The organism is Mesorhizobium captivum (genome assembly GCF_033977165.1).
In the GTDB taxonomy this organism is placed as follows: Bacteria; Pseudomonadota; Alphaproteobacteria; order Rhizobiales; family Rhizobiaceae; genus Mesorhizobium; species Mesorhizobium captivum.
Map to the genome: position 1 here is coordinate 163552 of NZ_JAVIJB010000006.1, position 23252 is coordinate 186803.

Here is a 23252-nt window from a genome sequence, read left to right on the forward strand (position 1 = left end):
GGTCTCGCGTCTACTCGGTGCGCTGCACCCGGCCGAGCCTGCGGCGCGCGTGCGCCTGAAGGAGCCGATCGCGCAGATAAGCGTAGAAGCGTGGCGGCAGCATGCCGTAGTGGAAGCGAGAGGGGTTGCTTCCCGAAATGGGCCGCAGATCGGGGCCTGGCCAGAGGAAATCGTTGGTCTCGCTCACCACGACCCATGACGGCATGTCGTCGAGCCCAAGATAGGCTTTGAGAGGTGCGGGAATCTCGATGGCATCGGCAGGATCAGCCGGGGCGGAATGCGTGATCGGAACCACCGTCACGACCCTTCCACGACCCTGCGCGCGGCTACAATGGCGCACGGGCGATTCTTGCGACCCTCTTCAACGCCCCTCTGGTGTTCGTCCGACCAGAGGTAGGAATAGGAAATCACCAGGCCGGGAACAGGCTTGGGCAGGCTCACGGTGTCCAGTCTTTGAGCAAGTCATCCAGCTCGTCGAACTGGGACGGGACTGAGCTTTTCGCGATGGCTTTCAGCGTCTCGTCGTCAAGGTGCTCGACAGGTCGGACGACCCGCCCCTTGACCAATACCTCGAACATCGCCGCCGAAAGAAGCACGGTGTGGGTCCGGCCATTCTTCGTTATCGCGATCGGCGCCCGCTGAGCGGCGTCCTGAAAGCGGCCGACATTCTGCTGGAATTCCGTGGACGTCACGCGCATGATAAGTCACCTCTTTATCCAAAATAGATAAAAATAGATAACTTTTTCAAGAACGGCACTGCCGTGATAGTTACGGATTCTCAGGCCGCGGCCTTCACCGTCGGCGGCGACTTCTTCAGCGGGATGCGCACCGATACGATCGTGCCGACGCCTTCCGTCGAGCGGATCTTCAGCGCGCCGCCCTGCAGTTCGGCCAACGAGCGAGAGATGGCGAGGCCGAGGCCAGATCCGGTGTGGTTCTTGGAGAACTGGTTCTGCACCTGTTCGAACGGCCTTCCGAGCTTGCTCAGCGCCTGCTTCGGGATGCCGCAGCCATTGTCCTCGATAGTGAGCACCAGCGCGCCTGACGCATTGCGCGCCCGGACCATGATATGGCCGCCCTGGCCAGTGAACTTTACGGCGTTGGAGAGGAGATTGATGGCGATCTGCTTGATCGCCCGGCGGTCGGCGTAGAGCCGCATCGAGTCGGCGATGCGCGTCTCCACCGTGATCGACTTTTCCGCCGCCTGCAGCGAGATAACGCGAACCGTCTCCTTGATCAGCGGGCAGAGGTCGATCTCCTCGCTCTCCATCGAGAACTGGCCGGCCTCGATCTTCGACATGTCGAGTATGTCGTTGATGACGCCGAGCAGATATTTGCCGCTGCCGTTGATATCGGCGGCATATTCCTCGTAGCGCGGCGAGCCGAGCGGCCCGAACAGGCGCTGTTCCATCAGCTCGGAAAAGCCGATGATGGCGTTGAGCGGCGTGCGCAATTCATGCGACATGTTGGCGAGGAATTCGGACTTCGCCCGGTTGGCCGCCTCGGCGCGCTCCGTCTCCTTCATGTATTTGCGGTTGAGCTCGACCAGTTCCTTGGCGCGTTCCTCCTCGGCGCGCCGCGCGAGGCTGAGATCGTGGATCGTCGCCATCAGGCGCCGCTCGCTGTCGACCAGCTTTTCCTGGTGCAGCTTGATCTGGGTGATGTCGGAGCCGACCGAGACGATGCCGCCGTCGCGGGTTCTGAGCTCGTTGACCTGAAGCCAGCGGCCGTCGGCAAGCTGGCGCTCCAGCGTGACGCCGCCATGCGGACCGTTGGCATTGGCGAGCCTGCGCTCCGAGGCAAAGGCGAGCATGCGCTCCTCCAGCATGTCGCGGGTCGCGCCCGGCACCACGTCGCGGTCCGAGAGCCCGTTGTCCTTCTGGAATTTGGAGTTGCACATGATCAGCCGCTCCGCGGCATCCCACAGCACGAAGGATTCGTTGATGTTCTCGATCGCGGTCCTGAGCCGCATGTCTGCCGCCTCCGAGCGCAGCGCGAGATGCCGTTGCTCGGTGACGTCGACGGCGATGCCGATCAGCTGGATTTCCGGCGCTTCGGGGTCGATCACCTGGGCGCGGGCGCGCATCCACACCCATTGCCCGTCGGCGTGGCGCATGCGGAACACCTGGTCGATATGGTCGATCTCGCGCTCGACGATGCGGTTGGCGAGCTCGAAGAGATCGCCGTCGTCGGGATGGATGATCTCGTCGACCTCGCCGAACGACAGCATCGTATCGCAGGGCTCGTAGCCCAGCATGTCGTACATCGAGCGCGACCAGTACATCTTGCCGCGCACCATGTCCCAGTCCCACAACCCGCAGCGGCCGCGCACCAGCGCCATATCGATGCGCTGATGCGCCTCGAGATAGATGCGGTCGGCTGCCTGGGCGCGCGCCGCCTGGCCGAAATAGGCATAGAGGATGACGATCAGCACGCCGGCCGTCAGCACGAACAGGGTTACGTTGAGCGACACCGTCTTGCGCCAGCTCTCGAACACCGCCTCCTTGGGAACCAGCACCGCCGCGGCGTTCTTGCGGTCGCCTGTGAAGCTGACGGCAGCAAACCAATCCTTCCCGCCGATGCTGACATCCATCACGCCGGCGCGGTCGCCGAACATGAACAGCGGCTGTCCGCCGAGCACCAGGCCGTCCAGCGAGCGCCCCTGCCAGCCCGTCGACAATGGCGACACCGCGATGATCTTGAAGGCGCCGTCGGTGATGGCCAGCACATGGCTGCGGCCCATGGCGGCCCGGCGGCTGATGGTCTCCAGAAGGTCCACGGCGTTGGCGCCGGCCGCGTTCGGGTCGGCGGCGATCGACTGCGCCATCTGGCCAGCGGCTAAAGTCAGCAGCGCCTTGGCGTCACGTTCGACCTCGTCGCGGTCGTTCACCAGCGAGAGGAAGCGAAGGGCTGCGATGACGATCAGGAAGATGATGATCAGCGCCGGTATCGAGCGGCGCAGCAAGGGCTCCGCCGCCAGCAGCCGCTGGTAGGCGGGCTCCGCGATCAGACGCGCGTTGCCGGAAAGCCCGTCGCCCCTTGCCTCGCGACGCGCAAAAGCCTTCCCTCCGGGCGCGCCCCACGCGTCCGTCTTGGCCATAAATGGCACTCCCCGATTTTGCCGCATACTTGACGATCCGGCTACGCCGCACGCCCGAATCGTCAGTAAAGAATCAAAGGTGATTCGCCTTGTCCAGAGGCGCGGGCAAAAAAGATTAAAAGTTGATTGAAATTGGCGCTTTTTCCTTTCTCCCCTTGTGGGAGAAGGTGGATCGGCGCGCAGCGCCGAGACGGATGAGGGGTGTTGGACGGAGTGCTGTCGGTGCCAAGCTGGAGCACCCCTCATCCGTCGCCTTGCGCGACACTTTCTCCCACAGCGGGTCCCACAAGGGGAGAAGGAGAGGGCGCTATGCCAGCGTCCGCTCCACGATGTCGCGCAAATCGGCCGACAGGTTCTCGGCATTCGCAATCTGCAGTAGCGCCTGCCTTGCCTTGTCCTGCCGGATCGGTTCCAGCGAGCGCCATGACCGCATCGCCGTCGCCAGCCTTGCCGCCACTTGCGGGTTGCGCTTCTCGACCTCCAGTACGGTCTCGGCAAAGAAGCGGTAGCCCTGGCCGTCGGCGCGGTGGAAGCCGGTCTGGTTGGCGCTGGAGAAAGCGCCGATCAGCGAGCGCACCCGGTTCGGGTTGGCGATCGAGAAGGCAGGGTGCTGCATCAAGGTACGCACCTTGTCGACGGTCTGCGCTCCGGGCACGCCGGCCTGGATCTGGAACCATTTGTCGAGCACCAGCGCGTCGCCGCGATATCTTGCCTCGAAGGTCGCCAGGGCCTCCTCTGCTTGAGGAGAGCCGGCATGGCGGTGGGCCAGCACGGTGAGTGCCGCGGCGCGGTCGGTCATGTTGGTTGCGGCGCGGAAATGCGCGGCGGCAAGTGCCGTGCCCTCGGGCAGCAGCGACAGGTAATCGAGCAGGATGTTGCGCAGCGCCCGCCGTCCGGCGCTCGCGGCGTCGGGGGTGAACGGACCCTTGTCGGCGAGGCTGTCGTAGAGCGCCCAGAAGACCTCGCGGTTCGCGGCGGCGATTGTCCGCGCCAATGCCTCGCGGGCGGCGAAGATGGCGTCGGGATCGATGCCCTTGCCGATGTCGCGCGCGATGTCCGCCTCGCCGGGCAGCGACAGCGCCAGCGCCCGGTAGGCCGGCTCCAGCGTCTCGTCGCCGGCGATCCTGCCGGCAAGTTCGGCCAGCCTCGCCGCAGAGGCCGGCTCCTTGCCGCCGAGCACCTGGCGGAAGGCCGCGATCAGCGCGTCGGTGAGCAGCGTGTTGAAGGCCTGCCAACGCGAGAAGGAGTCGCTGTCATCGCTGGCCAGGAAGAATTGGTCGTCGGCCTTCTGCTGGACCGAGAGCGTGACCGGCGCTGAGAAGCCGCGGTTGAGCGACACCGAAGGCCGCTCCGAGACGCCTGAGAAGCGCACCGTGTGCCGCCGCTTGCGGACATGGATGACGCCGTCCTCGACGGCGGCGCCGTCGACGGCTGTCCAAGCGACAGGCTTGCCGCCGGCGCCGACCAGGCCGAAGGCCAGCGGAATATGCATCAGCCGCTTGCGGCTTTCCGACGGCGTCGGCGGCACCGACTGTTCGATCTCCAGCGTGAACGTCTTGGCCGCCGCATTGTAGGAGGAACTCACCGTCAGGTTCGGCGTGCCGGCCTGGTGGTACCAGAGCGCGAACTGCGCAAGATCCCGTCCGGAGACGTCCTCGAAGACCTTGAGGAAATCCTCGATCGTCGCCGCTTCGCCGTCATGCCGCTCGAAATAGAGGTCCATGCCGGCGCGGAAGGTCTGAGGCCCGAGAATGGTGCGGATCATGCGCACCACTTCCGAGCCCTTTTCGTAGACGGTGGCGGTATAGAAGTTGTTGATCTCGCGGTAGCGGCGCGGCCTCACCGGATGCGCCAACGGCCCTTGATCCTCCGGGAACTGGTGCGCGCGCAAGGTGCGCACCTCGGCGATGCGTTTCACCGCGCGCGAGCGCTGATCGGCCGAGAATTCGTGGTCGCGGTAAACGGTCAGCCCTTCCTTCAGGCAGAGCTGGAACCAGTCGCGGCAAGTGATTCTGTTGCCGGTCCAATTGTGGAAATATTCATGTGCGATGATCGCTTCGATATTGGCGAAGTCGGCGTCGGTCGCGGTTTCCTCGTCGGCAAGAACGTATTTGTCGTTGAAGATGTTGAGGCCCTTGTTCTCCATCGCGCCCATGTTGAAGTCGGACACGGCGACGATGTTGAACACGTCGAGGTCATATTCGCGGCCGAAGGCTTGCTCGTCCCATTTCATCGAGCGCTTCAGCGCATCCATCGCATATCCGGCGAGCCCTTCCTTGCCGGGCTCGACATAGATGCCGAGCTCGACCTCGCGGCCGGATAGAGTGGTGAAGCTGCCTGCCACCTTGCCGAGCGCACCAGCCACCAGCGCGAAGAGATAAGAAGGTTTTGGGAAGGGATCGTGCCAGACGGCATAGTGCCGGCCGTCGGCAAGCGCGCCGCTTTCAACCGGGTTGCCGTTGGAAAGCAGCAGCGGCGCCTCGTTGTGGGGCGCCTCGATGCGCACGGTGTAGACGGAGAGGATGTCGGGCCGGTCGAGGAAATAGGTGATGCGGCGAAAGCCCTCCGCCTCGCATTGCGTGCAATAGACATTGTTGGACCGGTAGAGGCCCATCAGCGCCTCGTTGCTGGACGGCGCGATCTCGGTCTCGAGACGAAGCTCGAAGCGCTGCGCCGCCGGCGGCTTTGGAATGGTCAGCTGGTCAGGCGTCGCCTGGTACTCTGCCGGCGCGAGCGCCTGCCCGTCGACGGCAACGCCGAGCAGCGTCAGCCCATCGCCATCGAGCACCAGGGGCGCGGAAGCGGCCACGTCTTCGCGCCTTTCGATAGTGAGCACGGCAGTGACGCGCGTGGCATCCGGTGACAGGCGGAAATCGAGACTGGTCCGCGGAATGAGATAGTCGCTGGGGCGGTAGTCTTCGAGTTTGAAGACATGGCCGGTATCAGTGCGCATTCCGTTGGTTTTCCTGTCGATTTTCGGCGGATGGCGGGGTGTTGCTGGCCCAAGAATTTTGAAGTCAGCGCTCTTTACACGAAACGGCCACTCGACAAAACTGCGCCGGGGTCTATTTCTGGGCTTCGTTTCCGACCATCGTCACGAGGCAAGATGACCGTCGATCATGCCGTCGGGCACAACACGCTGCGCGGCATTGCCCTGAAGATCGTCTCCGTGGCGGTCTTCGTCAGCATGCAGACCAGCATCAAGGCGGCAGGCGATGTGCCCGCCGGGCAGATCGTCTTCTTTCGCTCGTTCTTCGCTATCTTTCCGATCATCGCCTTCCTGGCCTTCAAGGGACAACTCGGCACGGCCTTCACCACGAAACGGCCGTTCAACCACATCGCGCGCGGCGTCGTCGGCGTCGGCGCCATGGGGCTCGGCTTCTTCGCGCTGACCAGGCTGCCGCTGCCGGAGGCGATCACGCTGAACTATGCGCAGCCGCTGCTGGTGGTGGTGTTCTCCTCGGTCTTCCTCGGTGAGACGATCCGGGTCTATCGCTGGAGCGCGGTCGCCGTCGGTCTCGTCGGCGTGCTCATCATCTCCTGGCCGGAACTAACGCTCTTGAATTCCGACGAGGCGCTCGACGATCAGGAAGTGCTGGGCGTCATGGCGGCGCTGATTGCAGCGGCGATCTCGGCTGTGGCGATGCTTCTGGTGCGCAATCTCGTGCAGACCGAGAAGACGGCGACCATCGTGCTGTGGTTCTCCTCGACGGCAAGCGTGCTGGCGTTGTTCACTCTGCCTTTCGGCTGGCAGGCGCTGACGCCGATGCAAGCCGCGCTCCTTGTCATAGGCGGCTTCTGCGGTGGGCTCGGCCAGATCCTGATGACGGCTGCCTACCGCCACGCCGAGGCCTCGGTCGTAGCACCCTTCGAATACACCTCGATGATCCTCGGCGTCGTCGTCGGCTATTTCGTCTTCGGCGACGTGACGTCGTTCAACACGCTTGTAGGCGGCGTGATCGTGGTGGCCGCCGGCATCTTCATCATCTGGCGCGAACGGCAACTGGGCCTGGAGCGCACGCGCACGAGGCGGGCGACACCGCCGCAGGGGTAAGTCTACGAAGCGGCTGCTCGCTCCTTCGCCAGCCGCACCAGCACCGTCCGGGTCTGTTCATCGGCCGGGAAGAAAGACTCGATCGCCAGTTCCGACAGCGTGACGTCGAGCGGCGTGCCGAACACCGTGATCGTGCTGATAAAGGAAAGCACCGTGTCGCCATGCGCAAGCCTGAGCGGATGCACGATGCCACTCGGCTCGACCGGCGCCGGCCGGCTGCTCTTCAGCCCTGACGGATAGGCGCGCAATTCGCGCTCCAGCTCGATCAGCTCCGGGTCGCCGGTGGCGTCGTTCTGGTGTTTCAGCCGCTCCAGCAGATGCGCCCGCCATTCCGCCAGGTTGACGATGCGCGGCGCGACGCCGCCGGGATGCAGGCTGAGTCTCAGCACATTGACCGGCGGCTTGAGCAGCGATGCCTCCGATACGTCGGCGAGGAATGGGCCGATCGCGGCGTTGGCGGAAACGAGGTTCCAGTGCCGGTCGACCGCCAGTGCCGGGAAGGGCTCGTGTCCTCGAAGCACTGTCTCGACCGCCGCCTTCGCCGGCGCCAGCGTCGCATCGGTCAGCGGCCTTTCGCTGAAGCTCGGCGCGAAGCCGGCCGCGAGCAGCAATTGGTTGCGCTGGCGCAGAGGAATAGAAAGCTGCTCGGCCAGATGCAGCACCATCTCGCGCGAAGGCTGGGCGCGGCCGCTTTCGACAAAGGAAAGATGCCGCTGCGAGATATCGGCTTCCATGGCGAGGTCGAGCTGGCTCATGCGCCGGCGCGCGCGCCATTCGCGAATGAGGCTGCCGGCGGAGGTTTCGGATGTGGTCATGGCCGCATGACTAAGGCGGCGAGGGGAGTAATTCAATTACCTGGAAGGTTATGGCTCCACCTTCTCCCCTTGTGGGAGAAGGTGTCGCCGAAGGCGACGGATGAGGGGTGCTGGCCGGAGTGAAACGATGGAAATCTGGCACGATACGCCGTAGTGACGAAAGGTGTCGCCAAGCTGGAACACCCCTCATCCGTCTCGGCGCTTGACGCCGATCCACCTTCTCCCACAAGAAAGGGGAGAAGGAGGGGCGCTTTACCTCAACGCCCTCAGCTTCGCCTTCACCTCGAGGAAATCCCGCCACGCCAGCTTCTTGTGCGCCGGTGTCCTCAGCAGATAGGCCGGGTGCAAGGTCGGCATGGCCGGAATGGCGACGCCCGATGCGGTCGTGTGGACGCGCCAGTTGCCGCGCAGGCGCAGGATGCCTTCTGTCGTGTTGAGCAGCGTCTTGGCGGAAGGTCCACCGAGATTGACCAGCACCTTGGGGTTGACCAGCTCGATCTGCCGTTCGATGAACGGCCGGCAGATCTCCGTTTCGTGCGGCGTCGGCGTGCGGTTGCCCGGCGGCCGCCACGGGATGACGTTGGCGATATAGGCCGATGTCCGGTCGAGCCCGATTGCCGAGAGCATCCGGTCGAGCAGCCGGCCGGAGCGACCGACGAAGGGCAGGCCTTCGAGGTCCTCGTCGCGGCCAGGCGCTTCGCCGACCAGCATCAGCTCGGCATTTGGATTGCCGTCGGCGAAGACCAGGTTCTTGGCGGTGAATTTGAGGTTGCACCCGTCGAAAGCCGCCATGTGCTGGCGCAGCTCATCCAGCGTCGAGGCGCTTGCCGCGAGTTGCCGCGCGAGCAGCACCTGTCCTTCGTCGGGCACCGCGGCAGTTGCCGCCATCGTGCGCGCCGGCGCATCGGGCACATGGCTCGCGTCCAATCCGGGCGAAGACGTAGGCCGCTCCGGTGTCCTGCCCGCGTAGAGGCTAGGCTGAGATGCCTGTCTTTCCGGAGGCCTGCTTTCACGGACCGGTGCGGCCTGTGCCGGTGCGCGCTCGGTCGGCTTCGGCCGGACCTCCGCAAACCTGTTGACGGGCGCGTCCTCGAGCGGCTCGTCGACGCCGGCGCTGGCATAGAAGGCCAGCAGCTCGGCGATATCGATCGGGTAATTGGGGGAGGCGGCAGTCATGGCTCCACCATTGTCCGCACGGCGGCATTTTGCAACCTCGGCGACAGCAATCTCCCCCTCGATGGGGGAGATCAGCCAGTCGGAATCCTTGGATCCTGCACCAGATAAAACGTCCAGCGCGGCGTGTAGTCGGTGATGAGGAAATCGAAGGTCGCTGTCTTCAGCGGGTCGACCTTGCCGTTCCTGAACAGCAACCGGTCGTAAGGTTCAAAGGCGCGATCAAAATCGGCGAAGTTGCTCGACCAGATATTGTCCGGCGTCTTGTTGCGCTGGTCGAAGGACAGGCCGTCGCCGAATACGCTCGGCTGGTCGAGGATCTCTTGCAGCTCGAACTGGAATTCCACCCAGGGCAGGGCGCTGTTGTTGAGCACGTCGATGCGCATGTACATGATGCCGTTGGCGACATCGCCCGCCTTGCCGAAAGCCTCGATCGGCCTGGCGGCTCGAATGGTCAGCGTCACCGGCGTCGCCGAATTCAGCTCCTCGGTGATGACCAGCGGGTCGTCCTTGGTGCCGATCCCGGAAGCGCCGGTGATACGGAAGCCGCCAAGTTCGTCGGAAAAGGAGTAGGCGCCGGCCACCCATACCTTCTGCGTATCGGCTTGCGCCGGAACGATCAGGAAGAGGAGCGGAAGAACCGCGCGGCAGAGCACGCCGGGCGTGAAGAGTAAGCACTTCGATGAAAAGCCGGATGGCTCAGGAGTGCGCATGGGGTCAAGTATTGCCGATAAGCAAGCCGTCGAACAATTAAAAACGTGCCGGCCAGGCCTGGCCTTCCAACTGAATGGCCCTGGCCTATGCTTCGCTGAGGCCTATCCCAGCGCCGTTTCGCATGGAAAACCGCGACTTTTTGTCGAAATCCGCGTTGTCACGATAGCACCGGTTTCGCGTCGCGAATTGATGCGCTATGCAGCGCGTGAGCCAGCAGAATGCGAAAACATGGCGAGCCAGCGAGGGGCAGATGAGCGAGATCGAACGCGAGAGCATGGAATTCGACGTGGTGATCGTCGGCGCCGGTCCGGCCGGCCTTGCCGCCGCCATTCGTCTGAAGCAGCTCAACCCCGACCTTTCCGTCGTCGTGCTGGAAAAGGGCGGCGAGGTCGGCGCCCACATCCTGTCCGGCGCCGTCGTCGACCCGATCGGCATCGACCGTCTCCTGCCGGGCTGGCGCGAGGAGGGGGACCATCCGTTCGAGACGCCGGTCACCGACGATCATTTCCTGGTGCTTGGTCCCGCCGGCTCGTTCCGCCTGCCCAACTTCCTGATGCCGCCGCTGATGAACAACCACGGCAACTACATCGTCTCGCTCGGCAATGTCTGCCGCTGGCTGGCGACCAAGGCCGAGGCGCTCGGCGTCGAGATCTATCCGGGCTTTGCCGCGGTGAGCCTCGTCTACAACGATGCCGGTGCCGTCACCGGCGTCATCACCGGCGACATGGGCATCGAGAAGGACGGCACGCACGGCCCAGCCTATGCGCCGGGAATGGCGCTGGTGGGCAAATACGTGCTGATCGGCGAGGGTGCGCGCGGCTCTTTAGCCAAGCAGCTCATCGCCAAATACAAACTTTCCGAAGGCCGCGAGCCCGGCAAATACGGCATCGGCCTCAAGGAGCTTTGGCAGGTCAAGCCTGAGAACCACAAGCCGGGACTGGTGCAGCATTCCTTCGGCTGGCCGCTCGACATGAAGACCGGCGGCGGCTCCTTCCTCTATCATCTCGAAGACAACCAGGTGGCGGTCGGCTTCGTCGTCCACTTGAACTACAAGAACCCCTATCTCTCACCCTTCGACGAGTTCCAGCGCTTCAAGACGCATCCGGCGATCAAAGGCACTTTCGAGGGCGCCAAGCGGATCGGCTATGGCGCCCGCGCCATCACCGAAGGCGGCTGGCAGTCGGTGCCCAAGCTCTCCTTCCCTGGCGGCGTGCTGATGGGCTGCGCGGCCGGCTTCGTCAACGTGCCGCGCATCAAGGGCTCGCACAATGCGGTGCTGTCCGGCATGCTGGCGGCCGAGCATGTCGCGAACGCCATCGCTGCCGGCAGGGCCAACGATGAGTTGACCTCCTATGAGGGAGCCTGGCGCGGCAGCGACATCGGCAAGGACCTGAAGAAGGTGCGCAACGTCAAACCGTTGTGGTCGCGCTTCGGCACCATCGTCGGCGTCGGCATCGGTGGTCTCGACATGTGGCTGAACACGCTGTTCGGCTTCTCGCCCTTCGGCACGCTGAAGCACGGCAAGGCCGACTATGCGACGCTCGAGCCGGCGTCCAAGCATCAGAAGATCGCCTATCCGAAGCCGGATGGGGTGCTCACCTTCGACCGGCTCTCCTCGGTGTTTTTGTCCAATACCAACCACGAGGAAAACGAGCCGGTGCATCTCATCGTCGGCGACATGGCGCTGCAGCAGCGTTCCGAGCACGACATCTTTGCCGGCCCCTCGACCCGCTACTGCCCGGCCGCCGTGTATGAATGGGTCGACAAGGACGGCAATGCCGCCGCCGATCCTTCCGCAAAAGACGTGCGCTTCGTCATCAACGCGCAGAACTGCGTCCACTGCAAGACCTGCGACATCAAGGACCCGAACCGGAACATCAACTGGGTGCCGCCACAGGGTGGCGAAGGGCCAGTCTATCAGGGTATGTAGCGTTGCGTGCGGAATAGGTTGCGACGGCGCAACCTCAAGGCCGTTGAAACTGCCGTCTGCTTGTGTTTCCTTTTCCTGAGGATAGGGAGGAGACGGCCATGCGCTTGGCGGTTCTGACATGCCTTGTCGCCATCGGCGCGATGTGCGCGCCTCAGGCTTCGGCCGGCACCAGGGTGCTGGTCCAGACGCGCACCTACGACATTGCCGGCAATTCCGGTGTGGCGCTTATCGAGGCCATGGACAGCAAAGGTCCCAAGCATGGCTTCATGACGCATGCCATCGCCCAGACCGCCTATACGGTCGACTGGGATCTCGATGCCGGCCAGGACAATGGTTTCTGCAGGCTGCGGCGCGCCAACGGCACGCTCAATCTCTTTTATACCTTCCCCCGCATGGCGTCGCCGTCAACGCCGGTGCTGAAGAAGCGCTGGAACCGGTTCTTCGCCGGCGTGCGCGCCCATGAGGAAACCCACGGCCGCATCGCCAGGGAGATGATGCGCGTCACCAATCGGTCGATCACAGGCCTCAAGGTTGCCGACGATCCCTATTGCTACAAGACGCGCCGGGAGGCGCGCCGGCGCATCCAGGCTGCCTATGCCGTATACGAGGCCAAGCAGAATGCCTTCGATGCCCGCGAGCACCGCGACGGCGGCCATGTCGAGCATCTGATCGCGGCGCTGATCAAGCCTTAGCGGCGCAGTGCGGAACCGTTGATGCTGGCGGAACAGAGGGGGCGCTGCATCAACCTGGCGTCTTGCCGAGCCGCACGAGAGAAGCCAGCGCCGACTCGTGCTCGTCCTCAGGCTGCGTGTCGTCGGGCCGCAGTGAGAACTCGACAAGCACCGGCAGATGATCCGAGCCGGTGTCTTCCAGCCGCGTCGCCGAATGGATCGTCACCCCGCCCTTGCTGAACACCTGGTCGATCGGCAGGCCGGCGAAGCGTCGCAGGAAGTCGGGCAGCTTCCGGTGGATCCAGGTCGGCCCGGCCGACGGCATCACCGTCAGTCCGCCGAGCGAGGCGACGCGGCGCACTGCCGCGCTCCACGGCACGGCATTGCAGTCGCCGGCCATGATCGCGGTCTCGCCGAGCGCCTCCAGCGGCTCCGCCAGCTCGCCGATCTGCCAGTACTGCTCGTGCGGCCAGGGCCAGCTCAGATGGATCGCGGCGACGTCGACGCCGGTGCCGCCGAAATCGATTGTCGCGGTCGCCATCGCGCCGCGTGGCTCGCAATGCGGCGCAGTGCCGGCCGCAAAGGGCCGTCGCGACAGCAGCGCGACGCCGAATACGCCGTTGGGATAGGGGCAAAGGATGCGGTATGGATAGGCGCTGGCGATGTAGCCAAGCTCGGTGGTCCACATCCCCGACACCTCGTCGAGGGTGATCACATCGGGATTGGTCCGGCCGATCAGCGACAGCACCTTTTTCGGCGTCGGATTGTCGAAGCGCAGGTTCATCTGCAGCAGGGTGTAGACGATGCGATCGGCGGGTCTGGCGACCGCCTGCTGCGGCCACAGCCTGGGCAGCGCGCTTGTCGTGGTGGCGAAGCAGGCAATGGCGAAAAGCAGCACCGCTGCCGCCTGTAGCCGGTAGGAGCTTCCAAGCAGCGATAGCGCCAGCAGCGCCGTAAGCATGCTGAGATGAATGCGGAAATGCGAGACGGAATCGAGGGCCGGATGCACGGCTCCGAACAACCCGGCCAGCAGCGCGGCCGAGAGTGCGATCATCGCCAGGAATGCCACCCCAGCTGTCATGTTCGAGCGCGCGCCGCCTGTTGTCATCCCCGGTCGTGGTCTGCCGAATGCCGCTGGCAATCTGTTTGGAGCAAGATAAGACCTCATCTCGCTCTGCCTGCTTATCGGACAAATTGCGGCCCGAGCAAGACGACGAATTGTCTCGTTGAAGCAATTCCAGGAAAAGTGCGTGGCGGTTTTCCGTCCGGAATTGCGCAAAAACCAGATAGGGTCCTGGCAGTCGTGGCGGCTACTGGAAGGCCGTTTCGGAAAAACTTCTCAACTTGCGCGAATGCAGTCGCTCCATCGGCATTTCGGCCAGCTTCTCCATCGCCCTGATGCCGATAGTGAGATGCTGCGCCACCTGGCGTTTATAGAACTCGGTCGCCATGCCGGGCAGCTTCAACTCGCCATGCAGCGGCTTGTCGGAGACGCAGAGCAGCGTGCCGTAAGGCACGCGGAAGCGGAAGCCGTTTGCGGCAATCGTCGCCGATTCCATGTCCAGCGCAATGGCGCGCGACTGCGACAGGCGCTGCACCGGGCCGCGCTGGTCGCGCAGTTCCCAGTTGCGGTTGTCGATGGTGGCGACGGTGCCGGTGCGCATGATGCGCTTGAGGTCGTAACCCGAAAGGCCGGTCACTTCGGCCACCGCTTCCTGCAGCGCCACCTGGATCTCGGCCAGCGGCGGGATCGGCACCCAGACCGGCAGATCATCGTCCAGCACATGGTCCTCGCGCACATAGGCATGCGCCAGCACATAGTCGCCCAGCGCCTGCGTGTTGCGCAGCCCGGCGCAGTGGCCGAGCATCACCCATGCATGTGGCCTCAGCACCGCGATATGATCGGTGATGGTCTTGGCGTTGGACGGGCCGATGCCGATATTGACCATGGTGATACCGCCATGGCCCGGCTTCTTCAGGTGGTAGGCTGGCATCTGCGGCAGGCGTTGCGGCGGTGTGCCTTCGGTCGCTGCTCCGGCCCCGGCCTTTGTCACCAGATTGCCCGGCTCGACGAATTCGGTATAGCCGCCACCGCCGTTCTCCATCAGGTCGCGGGCGCGGGCGACGAACTCGTCGATGTAGAACTGGTAGTTGGTGAACAGCACGAAATTCTGGAAATGCTGCGGGCTGGTCGCCGTGTAGTGCGTCATGCGGTGCAGCGAATAATCGATGCGCTGCGCGGTGAACGGCGCCAGCGGCCTCGGCTCGCCGAACGCCACCTCGAAGGTGCCGTTGGCGATCTGGTCGTCGGTGCCGTCGAGGTCCGGCACGTCGAACAGGTCGCGGATCGGCCGCTTGATGCGCTCGGCAGCCGTGCCGTCGACATAGGTGCCTTCCAGGAAGGCGAAATGCAGCGGGATCGGCGTTGTCGATTCCGACACCGTCACCTGCACGCCGTGATTGCGCATGATGAGCCGAAGCTGTTCGACGAGATAGTTCTCGAACAGCTGCGGCTGGGTGATAGTGGTTGCGAAATGCCCGGGCGTTGGCATATGGCCGTAGGCCTGGCGCGAGTCGATCTGGGTGAACGAGGTCGTGGTGACGCCGATCTGCGGATAGAAGGCGCGGTAGCGCTTGCTCTCGTCGCCGCCGGCGGCGAGCTTGGCGAAGGAATCGCGCAGGAATTTGGTGTTGCGGTCGTAGAGCATCTGCAACGCCGCGACGGCCTTCCTGGCGTCGTCGAAGCTCTGCCTGCCGAAAGGCTCCGGCATGACGACCGATTCGATGGCTTGGGGGTAGATTCGCTTTTCCATGGCCCAATATAGGGATTTGGAACAGCGCTTGGGAGGGGGAGGCGGGTGCGAAGCTTGCCCTGCGGCGTATTTTTCTTCGATCGTGTCAGCCGCGCTGCAGGCTCACCAGCAGCACGAAGCCGATGCCCGCCTTCTTCGGCGTCGGCGCCTCGATGATCGAGCCGGTGTCGGCGCGCATCATCGGCACCGCCAGCACCGGGGCGGCAAGCAGCATCAGAATGAGCATCGCCCGCGGCAGGAGCCGAAGGGTCTTCATTGCGCTGGTGGTGATGCGGTTCATGGTGGTCGTTCCGGTTTCGAGTATTGGTCGTTTCAGGGGTCGAAATGGTTCACGCAGTCCAACCGGCAGGTGTCGGCCATCCCCGATGAGCGGGCCGGACGGCCGGCTTCGGCCACGAGAATGGCGAAGACCATGCCGAACAGGCTCATCAGCAGGCAGACGATGGTGAAGCGGCGGACAAGCATTGGTCTCTCCTTCAATGGCGAGGAGAATGCCCGAACGCCTCTGAACCGGTTCTGAGACCGGTATTCATCTACCGTTCAAATTGATTGATACGCGCCGGCCGGCCAGGCGCCGGGAATTGCCGCGCCCGACAACGCGTCCTCGGAACAGGCTCGAAAAGGAAACGGGGCCGCGCGGGCCCCGTTTCATCTCGTCATGTGAACAGCGATCAGAGCTTGTGCCAGGTCTGGCTCTTGCAGATCAGCCCACCCAGCACGCAGCCGCTCATCTTGAGCGAGGCGCCGGACAGCGTCGCCTTGCCGGAATAGGTCTTGTCGGTTTCCGGGTCGGTTATGGTGCCGGTATACTTGTTGTCGCCAGCCGCCTTGAAGGAGCCGATCGTCTTGCCGGAATACTTACCGGACTTCAGCGTGATCGAGAACGTGCTGCTACCGGCGATCGCCGCCGTCGAGCCGGCCTGTGTCTTCCAATTGCCTTCGATCGGGTCGGCCCATGCGGCGCCCGCCATAATCAGGGTGGCCGCCAGGGCCAGGCTCACTTTTCGAAACATATCTGTCCTCCTCCCTACAGGTTCCGGCGGGACTCGCTCCGCCTCTCCGTCCCTTACGCAAACGTAAGCTAATCCAGCCGCCGCCAAAACGAAAGCGGTGCCGCCACGGAAGGTTGCGAGGATTTGGCGGCGCGGCTCACTGAAAATGAACGAACGGCGGAAAAGGCTTCGGTTTCCGTGGTTAGCGAAGTCTTGATTCAAGCGCCCGGAATTTTCGTCGAATTTAGCGCAAATCGGCTGAATTGCTGGGTTCCTATGCTTAACAGTTTTTCGCGTTTACCTCTTGTTTTAGCTTTGTTTTCTTCAAATTAAGCACGCCATTTAACGACGGATTCAAGGCCAGGCTTCATTCTCGAAAGCATCGAAAGAGCGGCCCGCCCCAAGGGACATCAAGGGACAGAAGGAGGCAGCTCTCGGGAGCAGACAGGGGATTGAAATGGCACGTTTTGAAATGCTTGAAGCCGGCTTCGGCGCCATGGGGGCAACTGCCCAGGCCGACATTCTTTTCGAACTGGGCATGATGTATGCGACCGGCCGCGATTGCGAGACCGACGTCGTTGCCGCCCACAAATGGTTCAACATCGCCGCGATCAAGGGTTCGTCCCGCGCCGCCGAACTGCGCTCGGAACTCTCCGCCACGATGTCGAAGGCTGATATCGCCAGGGCGCTGCGTGAAGCGCGCGAATGGATGACGATGCACTGATCTCGCGCGCCTGGCGCTTGAAAGTCTTCAGGGACAAGGCCGCGATAAAGACGGTCGGTCAAAAAAGAGCAGGAACGTGGCAGGCAAACAATGCCCAGCCGCGCGAAATACAGGGAAGCGAGCGGGTTCGGGCGCGGGGGCGCCGGGGAAGCTCGACTGCAAATGCCGCGACCGGCCGGGACAAGGCCGGCGCGGCTTTTGCATGTGCATATTTTCCCCAGCGGTAGCTGCGTGCGTGGCCCAAGAAATGCTCGCCGAAATGAACCAAAGCGGTATGCATTGTCCTCTCGACAGGTCCGGCGAAGGGTGAAATTGTCCCGGCTCTGTGGAACAAGCGCGGCCGGGCGGCCGCGCGCAAGTGGAGGAGTCCATATTGTCATGAAAAGATTGGGTATTTTGAGCGCGGCCGCATTGGGCTTGATGATGAGCGCATCGGTTGCTTTCGCCGACGACATCACCATTTCGGTGGTCGGCCCGATGACCGGTCAGCTCGCCACCATCGGCGACCAGTTCAAGCAGGGCGCGCAGGCCGCCGCCGACGCCATCAACGCGGCGGGCGGCGTCAATGGCTCGCAGATCAAGCTCGACATCGAGGACGACCAGTGTGATCCGAAGCAGGCGGTGTCGGTCGCCAACCGCATCGTTGCCAACGGCGTCAAGTTCGTCGACGGCCACGCTTGCTCGGGCTCGAGCATTCCGGCCTCGGCGGTCTACGCCGAAGCCGGCACGCTGATGATGACGCCGGCCTCGTCCAACCCGGTGCTGACCGACGCGGCGGCGAAGTCCGGCTGGCCGACGATTATGCGCCTTTACACGCGTGACGACGCGCAAGGCGCTTTCATCGGTCCGTGGATCGCCAAGAAATATGCCGGCAAGAACGTTGTGGTCCTGCACGACAAGAGCGCCTACGGTCAGGGCGTTGCCGATGCCGTGAAGGCGACGATGAATGCCGGCGGCCTCAAGGAGGTCGACTATGAAGGCATCAATGCCGGCGAGAAGGACTATTCGGCTCTGGTCACCAAGCTGAAGGAACTCAAGGCCGACGTGGTCTATTTCGGCGGCTATCATCCGGAGGCGGGCCTGATCCTGCGTCAGGCGGCCGAGCAGAACGTCAAGTTCCAGCTGATCATGCCGGACTCGATCGCCTCGCCGGAATTCTGGCAGGTCGCCGGCCCGGCCGGCGAAGGCACCATGTTCGTCTTCCCGTCGGACCCGCAGTCGAAGCCGGAGGCGAAGGATGCTGTCGCCAAGATCAAGGCCGGCGGCTTCACCCCGGAAGGCTTCACGCTGTTCTCCTATGCCGTGATCCAGGCGGTCGCCGAAGGCGTCAAGCGTGCCGGCAGCGACGATCCGGCCAAGGTCGCCGAGGCGCTGAAGGACGGCAAGCCGATCAGCACCGTCGTCGGCGACGTCATCTTCGACGAGAAGGGCGATCTGAAGAACGCCAGCTACGACATCAACCAGTGGCACGACGGCAAATACGCGCCGATCAAGCCGTAATCGGTTCTGCTGGACAATCGGAAATGGCCGGGCTTGTCCCGGCCATTTTCGTATGTGCCTTGGCATCGACGTGCAGGCGAGGCCGGCGCTCTACGGCGCCCCCCTCTGTCCTGCCGGACATCTCCCCCACTTGGGGGGAGATCGGATGTCGCCGCCGCTTTCGCCAATCGCCAACGACGCAGGATTAAGCGCCGTCGGCGAAGCTGCCAATCTCCCCACTTGTGGGGGAGATGTCCGGCAGGACAGAGGGGGGCGCTGTCCCGCCATACCTAGCTGTTTTGTCTCGTTAATGAGACAGCCCGAACGGGCGTGTCAGCCTTGCCCTTCTTCCTCGAACCGCACCAGCACCGTGCCGTCGCTCACCTGCGCGCCTTCGGTCGCGATCTCGGCGATCACCCCGTCATGCGGCGCGGCGATGGTGTGCTCCATCTTCATCGCCTCTAGGATCAAAAGCGGCTGGCCTTTGATGACTGGGTCGCCCATTGCCGCGCGCACCAGCTTGACCAAGCCCGGCATCGGCGCCCGCAGGCTTCCCGAGGCTGCCGCGGCCTCATCCGCCTTGGCGAGCGGATCGGGCACTGCGAAAGTGTAGCCGACCGCGCCCTCGAACACGGTGACGTGGCCCGGCCAGCGGGCGGTGCGCGGCAAGGTCCTGAGATCGTGCGAGTTGATCGCGTCATGCGGCGCTTCCAGCACCACCTGGAAGCGGCCGTCGGGCCGCGCCGAGACCCGCGCCAATATGTTCTCCTCGCCGAAACGCAGCCGGACGCGGGGCGCCAGCGTGTGGAAATGCGCATAACCGGCGAGCAAGGACCACGGATCGGCGGCCCGACCCGGTGCGCCGGCGTCGGTCGCCGCCAGCGCCGCCGCCGCGATGGCTTCATCGCTTGGCGCGGCAACAGCGACAAGAGCGTCCTGATGCCGACCGATCAGGCCGGTATCGACATCGCCCGCCGCGAAATCGGCGTCGGCGGCGAGTGTCGCAAGGAAGGCGGTGTTGACCGTCGAGCCGGCAACTTCCGTGCGGGCGAGAGCGTCATGCAGCGCGCCAAGCGCCATGGTCCTGTCCTTGGCGTGCACCACCAGCTTGGCGATCATCGGGTCGTAGAAGGGCGAGATCGCATCCCCGGCCCGCACGCCGGTTTCGATGCGCATGGCGGCGCCTTGGGGCGGTGCGTCGGGGAATTGGAGATGATGCAGCGTGCCCGTGGCAGGCAGGAAGCCTTTCGATGCGTCCTCGGCATAGATGCGCGCCTCGAAGGCATGGCCGGCAAGCGCGATCTCGCCCTGTGTCTTCGGCAGTTTCTCGCCGGAGGCGACACGCAGCTGCCACTCGACCAGATCGATGCCGGTGACCATCTCGGTGACGGGATGCTCGACCTGTAGCCGCGTGTTCATTTCCATGAACCAGAAGCGATCGGCCTTGAGCCCCTCGGAAGCATCGACGATGAATTCGATCGTGCCGGCGCCCGAATAATTGATCGCCTTGGCAGCCTTTACCGCGGCTTCCGCCATCGCCTTGCGCAGCGCCGGCGTCATGCCGGGGGCGGGCGCCTCCTCGATCACCTTCTGGTGGCGGCGCTGCGCCGAGCAGTCGCGTTCGTAAAGATGCACGGCATTGCCGAAATTGTCGCCGAACACCTGGACCTCGATATGGCGCGGCTTGTCGACATATTTCTCCACCAGCACGCGGTCGTCGCCAAAGGCGGCTTTGGCCTCGCGCCGTGCTCCGGATAGCGCTTCGGAGAAATCGTCCGGATGGTCGACGCGCCGCATGCCCTTGCCGCCGCCGCCGGCGCGCGCCTTGATCAGAACGGGATAGCCGATCTCGCGCGCCTTGGAGGCAAGGAGCACGATTTCTTGCGCTTCGCCATGATAGCCTGGCACCACCGGCACGCCGGCCTTTTCCATCAGCCGCTTGGCGGCGTCCTTCAACCCCATGGCGCGGATCGAGGCGGCGGACGGGCCGATGAAGACGAGACCGGCCCCCGTCACCTGGTCGACGAAGTCGGGGTTTTCCGACAGGAATCCGTAGCCGGGATGAATTGCCTCCGCGCCGGTGGCAAGTGCCGCGGCAATGATCTTGTCGGCGCGCAGATAGCTTTCTCCGACGGGCGAGGGGCCGATATGCACCGCCTCGTCGGCCATCTCGACATGCAAAGCGCGGGCGTCGGCATCCGAGTAGACGGCGACGGTCCGCACGCCCAGCTTACGCGCGGTGCGGATGACACGACAGGCGATCTCGCCGCGATTGGCGATCAGGATCTTGCCGAACATGGAGCCTCCGCAGCCAGAGCGTGCTTCGTGTTAAGGAGGCATTCCTTCGCGCCCCCCTCTGTCCTGCCGGACATCTCCCCCACTTGGAGGGAGATTGGCAGCTTCGCCGCTACCGCTTTTCTTCCAACGTTGGCGATTGGCGAAATCGACCGCGACGGCTGATCTCCCCCCTTGTGGGGGAGATGTCCGGCAGGACAGAGAGGGGCGCTGTCCCGCCAGCCTATCCGCGTTAGAGTTTGTCGCCCGCGATGGACCTCTCTCTTACCAAGGGAGCGCTCTACCGAGGTCGTCTCTTGAGCAGTCTTTTTGGTCATCAATGTCAGCCTTCCCCAATGGCAGCAACGGCTCGCCGGTATAGTTCGGCGGTCTGGTCATCGAAGCAGCAGAAAGTAACTGTATCCGGAAGCGTCGTATGTTTCAGGAATTCGCTTACGGTGCCGACAGCAATGCCGGTCGCTTCGTCCTTCGGATAGCCGTAGACGCCGGTCGAAATCGCCGGAAAGGCGATCGTCCGACAGTCATGGTCGCGGGCGATTTCGAGCGAGCGGCGATAGCAGGAGGCAAGCAGCTCAGCCTCGCCCTTGCCACCGCCCTGCCACACCGGCCCGACCGTGTGGATGACGTAGCGCGCCGGCAGCCGATAGCCCTTGGTCAGCTTGGCATCGCCGGTCTTGCAGCCGTGCAGCGTCCGGCATTCGGCGACCAGCTCCGGGCCGGCGGCGCGGTGGATGGCGCCGTCTACGCCGCCGCCGCCGAGCAGCGACGAATTGGCGGCATTGACGATCGCGTCGACGGCGAGCTTCGTGATGTCACCGGTATGGATGCGGATCCTGTCGCCCGTGTCGCTCATCGTCACATCCTGAACACGCCGAACTTCGTCTCCTCGACCTCGGCATTGAGCGCGGCCGAAAGGCTGAGCGCCAGCACCTCGCGCGTCTTGGCCGGATCGATGATGCCGTCATCCCAGAGCCGTGCCGAGGAATAGAGCGGGTGGCCCTCGTGCTCGTATTTCATCAGGATCGGCTTGCGGAACTTCGCTTCCTCCTCGGCGCTCCACTCGCCGCCCTTGCGCTCGATGCCTTCGCGCTTGACCATGGCGAGCACGGTCGCCGCCTGCTCGCCGCCCATCACCGAGATGCGCGCGTTCGGCCACATCCACAGGAAACGAGGCGAATAGGCGCGGCCGCACATGCCGTAATTGCCGGCGCCGAACGAGCCGCCGATGATCACCGTAAGCTTGGGCACGCGCGCCGTGGCGACCGCCGTGACCAGCTTGGCGCCGTCCTTGGCGATGCCGCCGGCCTCGTATTTCTTGCCCACCATGAAGCCGGTGATGTTCTGCAGGAAGATCAGCGGAATGCCGCGCTGGCAGCAGAGCTCGATGAAATGCGCGCCCTTCAGCGCACTTTCCGAGAAGAGCACGCCATTGTTGCCGAGGATGCCGACCGGCATGCCGTGCAGATGGGCAAAGCCGGTGACCAAAGTGGTGCCGTAATTCTGCTTGAACTCGTCGAACTCGGAACCGTCGACGAGACGCGCGATCACCTCGCGCACGTCATAGGGCTGGCGCAGGTCCGTCGGCACGACGCCGTAAAGCTCATTCGGATCGTGAAGCGGCGGTACAGGCTTCTGCAGATTGAGGCTTACGGCCTTATTCCGATTCAAGTTCCTGATGATACGCCGGCAAATCGCGAGAGCGTGCTCGTCATCCATGGCGTAGTGATCAGCGACACCGGAAAGCCTGGTGTGGACATCGGCGCCGCCGAGCTCCTCGGCGCTGACATCCTCGCCGGTGGCGGCCTTCACCAGCGGCGGGCCGCCGAGAAAAATGGTCGCCTGGTTGCGCACCATGATCGTCTCGTCCGACATTGCCGGCACATAGGCGCCGCCCGCCGTGCAGGAGCCCATGACGCAGGCGATCTGTGGGATGCCCGCCGCCGACATGTTGGCCTGATTGTAGAAGATGCGGCCGAAATGCTCGCGGTCGGGGAAGACCTCGTCCTGGTTGGGCAGATTGGCGCCGCCGCTGTCGACCAGATAGACGCAAGGCAGATTGTTCTGCAGCGCGATTTCTTGCGCGCGCAGGTGCTTCTTCACCGTCAGTGGATAATAGGTGCCGCCTTTGACCGTGGCGTCGTTGACGACGACCATCACCTCCGTGCCCTCGATGCGGCCTATGCCGGTGATGATGCCTGCGGACGGAATGTCCTCGCCATACATCGACCATGCCGCGAACTGGCCGACCTCGAGGAAGGGCGAACCGGTGTCCAGCAGTTGCGCCAGCCGCTCGCGCGGCAGGAGCTTGCCGCGGCCCTGGTGGCGCGCGCGCGCCTCGTCGGAGCCGCCGCGCTCGATGCTTGCCGCCTTCTCGGCAATGTCCGCGACCAGCGCCCGAATGCGCTCGGCATTGGCGCGGAAGGTGTCGGAAGCGGGGGAGATTTGAGAGGTGAGCGCGGGCATTGACGAACCTCAGATGATATCATATTTTA

General features: G+C 63.9%; 20 protein-coding genes. 5 read left to right on the forward strand and 15 right to left on the reverse strand.

All coding sequences use genetic code 11. The features are described from left to right. Window positions 1-10 precede the first annotated feature (10 nt). The 4 genes from RFM40_RS08080 to pepN form a co-directional block, all read right to left on the reverse strand. Entirely contained in the window at window positions 11-301 is a 291-nt protein-coding gene (locus tag RFM40_RS08080) for a hypothetical protein (RefSeq protein WP_320225508.1), read from the reverse strand. Between the two features lie 136 nt (window positions 302-437). Beyond that, entirely contained in the window at window positions 438-698 is a 261-nt protein-coding gene (locus RFM40_RS08085) for a type II toxin-antitoxin system prevent-host-death family antitoxin (protein ID WP_320225507.1), read from the reverse strand. Between the two features lie 80 nt (window positions 699-778). Continuing rightward, window positions 779-3100, reverse strand: coding sequence for a PAS domain-containing sensor histidine kinase (locus tag RFM40_RS08090; protein WP_320225506.1), 2322 nt, complete (start codon window positions 3098-3100; stop codon window positions 779-781). Between the two features lie 307 nt (window positions 3101-3407). Next, a complete protein-coding gene (gene pepN, locus RFM40_RS08095; protein ID WP_320225505.1) occupies window positions 3408-6053 on the reverse strand; it encodes an aminopeptidase N in 2646 nt (881 codons plus the stop codon). A 153-nt stretch (window positions 6054-6206) separates the two neighbouring features. Between pepN and RFM40_RS08100 the strand changes: the two genes are divergently transcribed. Beyond that, complete coding sequence (locus tag RFM40_RS08100; RefSeq protein WP_320220023.1) at window positions 6207-7154, forward strand: DMT family transporter; 948 nt, start codon at window positions 6207-6209, stop codon at window positions 7152-7154. Window positions 7155-7156: 2 nt separating this feature from the next. Here the strand turns inward: RFM40_RS08100 and RFM40_RS08105 are convergent, their stop codons facing one another. From RFM40_RS08105 to RFM40_RS08115, 3 genes are all read right to left on the reverse strand, one after another. Next, window positions 7157-7969, reverse strand: coding sequence for a helix-turn-helix domain-containing protein (locus RFM40_RS08105; RefSeq protein WP_320225504.1), 813 nt, complete (start codon window positions 7967-7969; stop codon window positions 7157-7159). Window positions 7970-8221: 252 nt separating this feature from the next. Next, entirely contained in the window at window positions 8222-9145 is a 924-nt protein-coding gene (locus RFM40_RS08110; protein WP_320225502.1) for a uracil-DNA glycosylase, read from the reverse strand. A gap of 71 nt (window positions 9146-9216) precedes the next feature. Continuing rightward, window positions 9217-9855 (reverse strand): hypothetical protein, encoded by a 639-nt coding sequence (locus tag RFM40_RS08115; protein WP_320225500.1) that lies wholly within the window; start codon window positions 9853-9855, stop codon window positions 9217-9219. Window positions 9856-10106: 251 nt separating this feature from the next. Here RFM40_RS08115 and RFM40_RS08120 point away from each other — a divergent pair, with 251 nt between their 5' ends. Further along, window positions 10107-11786: an electron transfer flavoprotein-ubiquinone oxidoreductase gene (locus RFM40_RS08120; protein WP_320225499.1), complete on the forward strand. Its 1680-nt coding sequence runs from the start codon at window positions 10107-10109 to the stop codon at window positions 11784-11786. Window positions 11787-11884: 98 nt separating this feature from the next. Beyond that, window positions 11885-12478, forward strand: a complete 594-nt coding sequence (locus tag RFM40_RS08125) for a DUF922 domain-containing Zn-dependent protease (protein WP_320225497.1) — start codon at window positions 11885-11887, stop codon at window positions 12476-12478. A 49-nt stretch (window positions 12479-12527) separates the two neighbouring features. On the opposite strand, the gene RFM40_RS08130 is transcribed toward RFM40_RS08125, so the two are convergent. The 5 genes from RFM40_RS08130 to RFM40_RS08150 form a co-directional block, all read right to left on the reverse strand. Next, the gene (locus RFM40_RS08130) at window positions 12528-13538 is read right to left on the reverse strand and encodes an endonuclease/exonuclease/phosphatase family protein (protein ID WP_320225495.1); all 1011 of its coding nucleotides are present in this window, start codon (window positions 13536-13538) and stop codon (window positions 12528-12530) included. Between the two features lie 229 nt (window positions 13539-13767). Then, a complete protein-coding gene (locus RFM40_RS08135) occupies window positions 13768-15228 on the reverse strand; it encodes an AMP nucleosidase (protein WP_245460038.1) in 1461 nt (486 codons plus the stop codon). Window positions 15229-15355: 127 nt separating this feature from the next. Continuing rightward, window positions 15356-15550 (reverse strand): hypothetical protein, encoded by a 195-nt coding sequence (locus tag RFM40_RS08140; protein WP_126101246.1) that lies wholly within the window; start codon window positions 15548-15550, stop codon window positions 15356-15358. Between the two features lie 32 nt (window positions 15551-15582). After that, on the reverse strand, window positions 15583-15735 hold the full coding sequence (locus tag RFM40_RS08145) for a hypothetical protein (RefSeq protein ID WP_320225494.1): 153 nt from the start codon (window positions 15733-15735) through the stop codon (window positions 15583-15585). A 206-nt stretch (window positions 15736-15941) separates the two neighbouring features. After that, window positions 15942-16283, reverse strand: coding sequence for a DUF2147 domain-containing protein (locus RFM40_RS08150; RefSeq protein WP_320225493.1), 342 nt, complete (start codon window positions 16281-16283; stop codon window positions 15942-15944). Between the two features lie 436 nt (window positions 16284-16719). On the opposite strand from RFM40_RS08150, the gene RFM40_RS08155 reads away from it, so the two are divergent. Together RFM40_RS08155 and RFM40_RS08160 are read left to right on the forward strand one after the other, a co-directional pair. Beyond that, the gene (locus RFM40_RS08155; protein ID WP_292301687.1) at window positions 16720-16986 is read left to right on the forward strand and encodes an SEL1-like repeat protein; all 267 of its coding nucleotides are present in this window, start codon (window positions 16720-16722) and stop codon (window positions 16984-16986) included. A 378-nt stretch (window positions 16987-17364) separates the two neighbouring features. After that, the gene (locus tag RFM40_RS08160; protein WP_292371577.1) at window positions 17365-18486 is read left to right on the forward strand and encodes an ABC transporter substrate-binding protein; all 1122 of its coding nucleotides are present in this window, start codon (window positions 17365-17367) and stop codon (window positions 18484-18486) included. 312 nt (window positions 18487-18798) lie between these two features. Here the strand turns inward: RFM40_RS08160 and RFM40_RS08165 are convergent, their stop codons facing one another. The 3 genes from RFM40_RS08165 to RFM40_RS08175 form a co-directional block, all read right to left on the reverse strand. Beyond that, window positions 18799-20763, reverse strand: a complete 1965-nt coding sequence (locus RFM40_RS08165) for an acetyl/propionyl/methylcrotonyl-CoA carboxylase subunit alpha (RefSeq protein WP_320277361.1) — start codon at window positions 20761-20763, stop codon at window positions 18799-18801. Window positions 20764-21082: 319 nt separating this feature from the next. Next, window positions 21083-21613 carry an O-acetyl-ADP-ribose deacetylase gene (locus tag RFM40_RS08170; RefSeq protein ID WP_320225491.1) on the reverse strand — a complete coding sequence of 177 codons (531 nt, stop codon included), beginning with the start codon at window positions 21611-21613 and terminating at the stop codon, window positions 21083-21085. A 2-nt stretch (window positions 21614-21615) separates the two neighbouring features. After that, window positions 21616-23223 carry a carboxyl transferase domain-containing protein gene (locus tag RFM40_RS08175; RefSeq protein ID WP_320225489.1) on the reverse strand — a complete coding sequence of 536 codons (1608 nt, stop codon included), beginning with the start codon at window positions 23221-23223 and terminating at the stop codon, window positions 21616-21618. Window positions 23224-23252 lie beyond the last annotated feature (29 nt).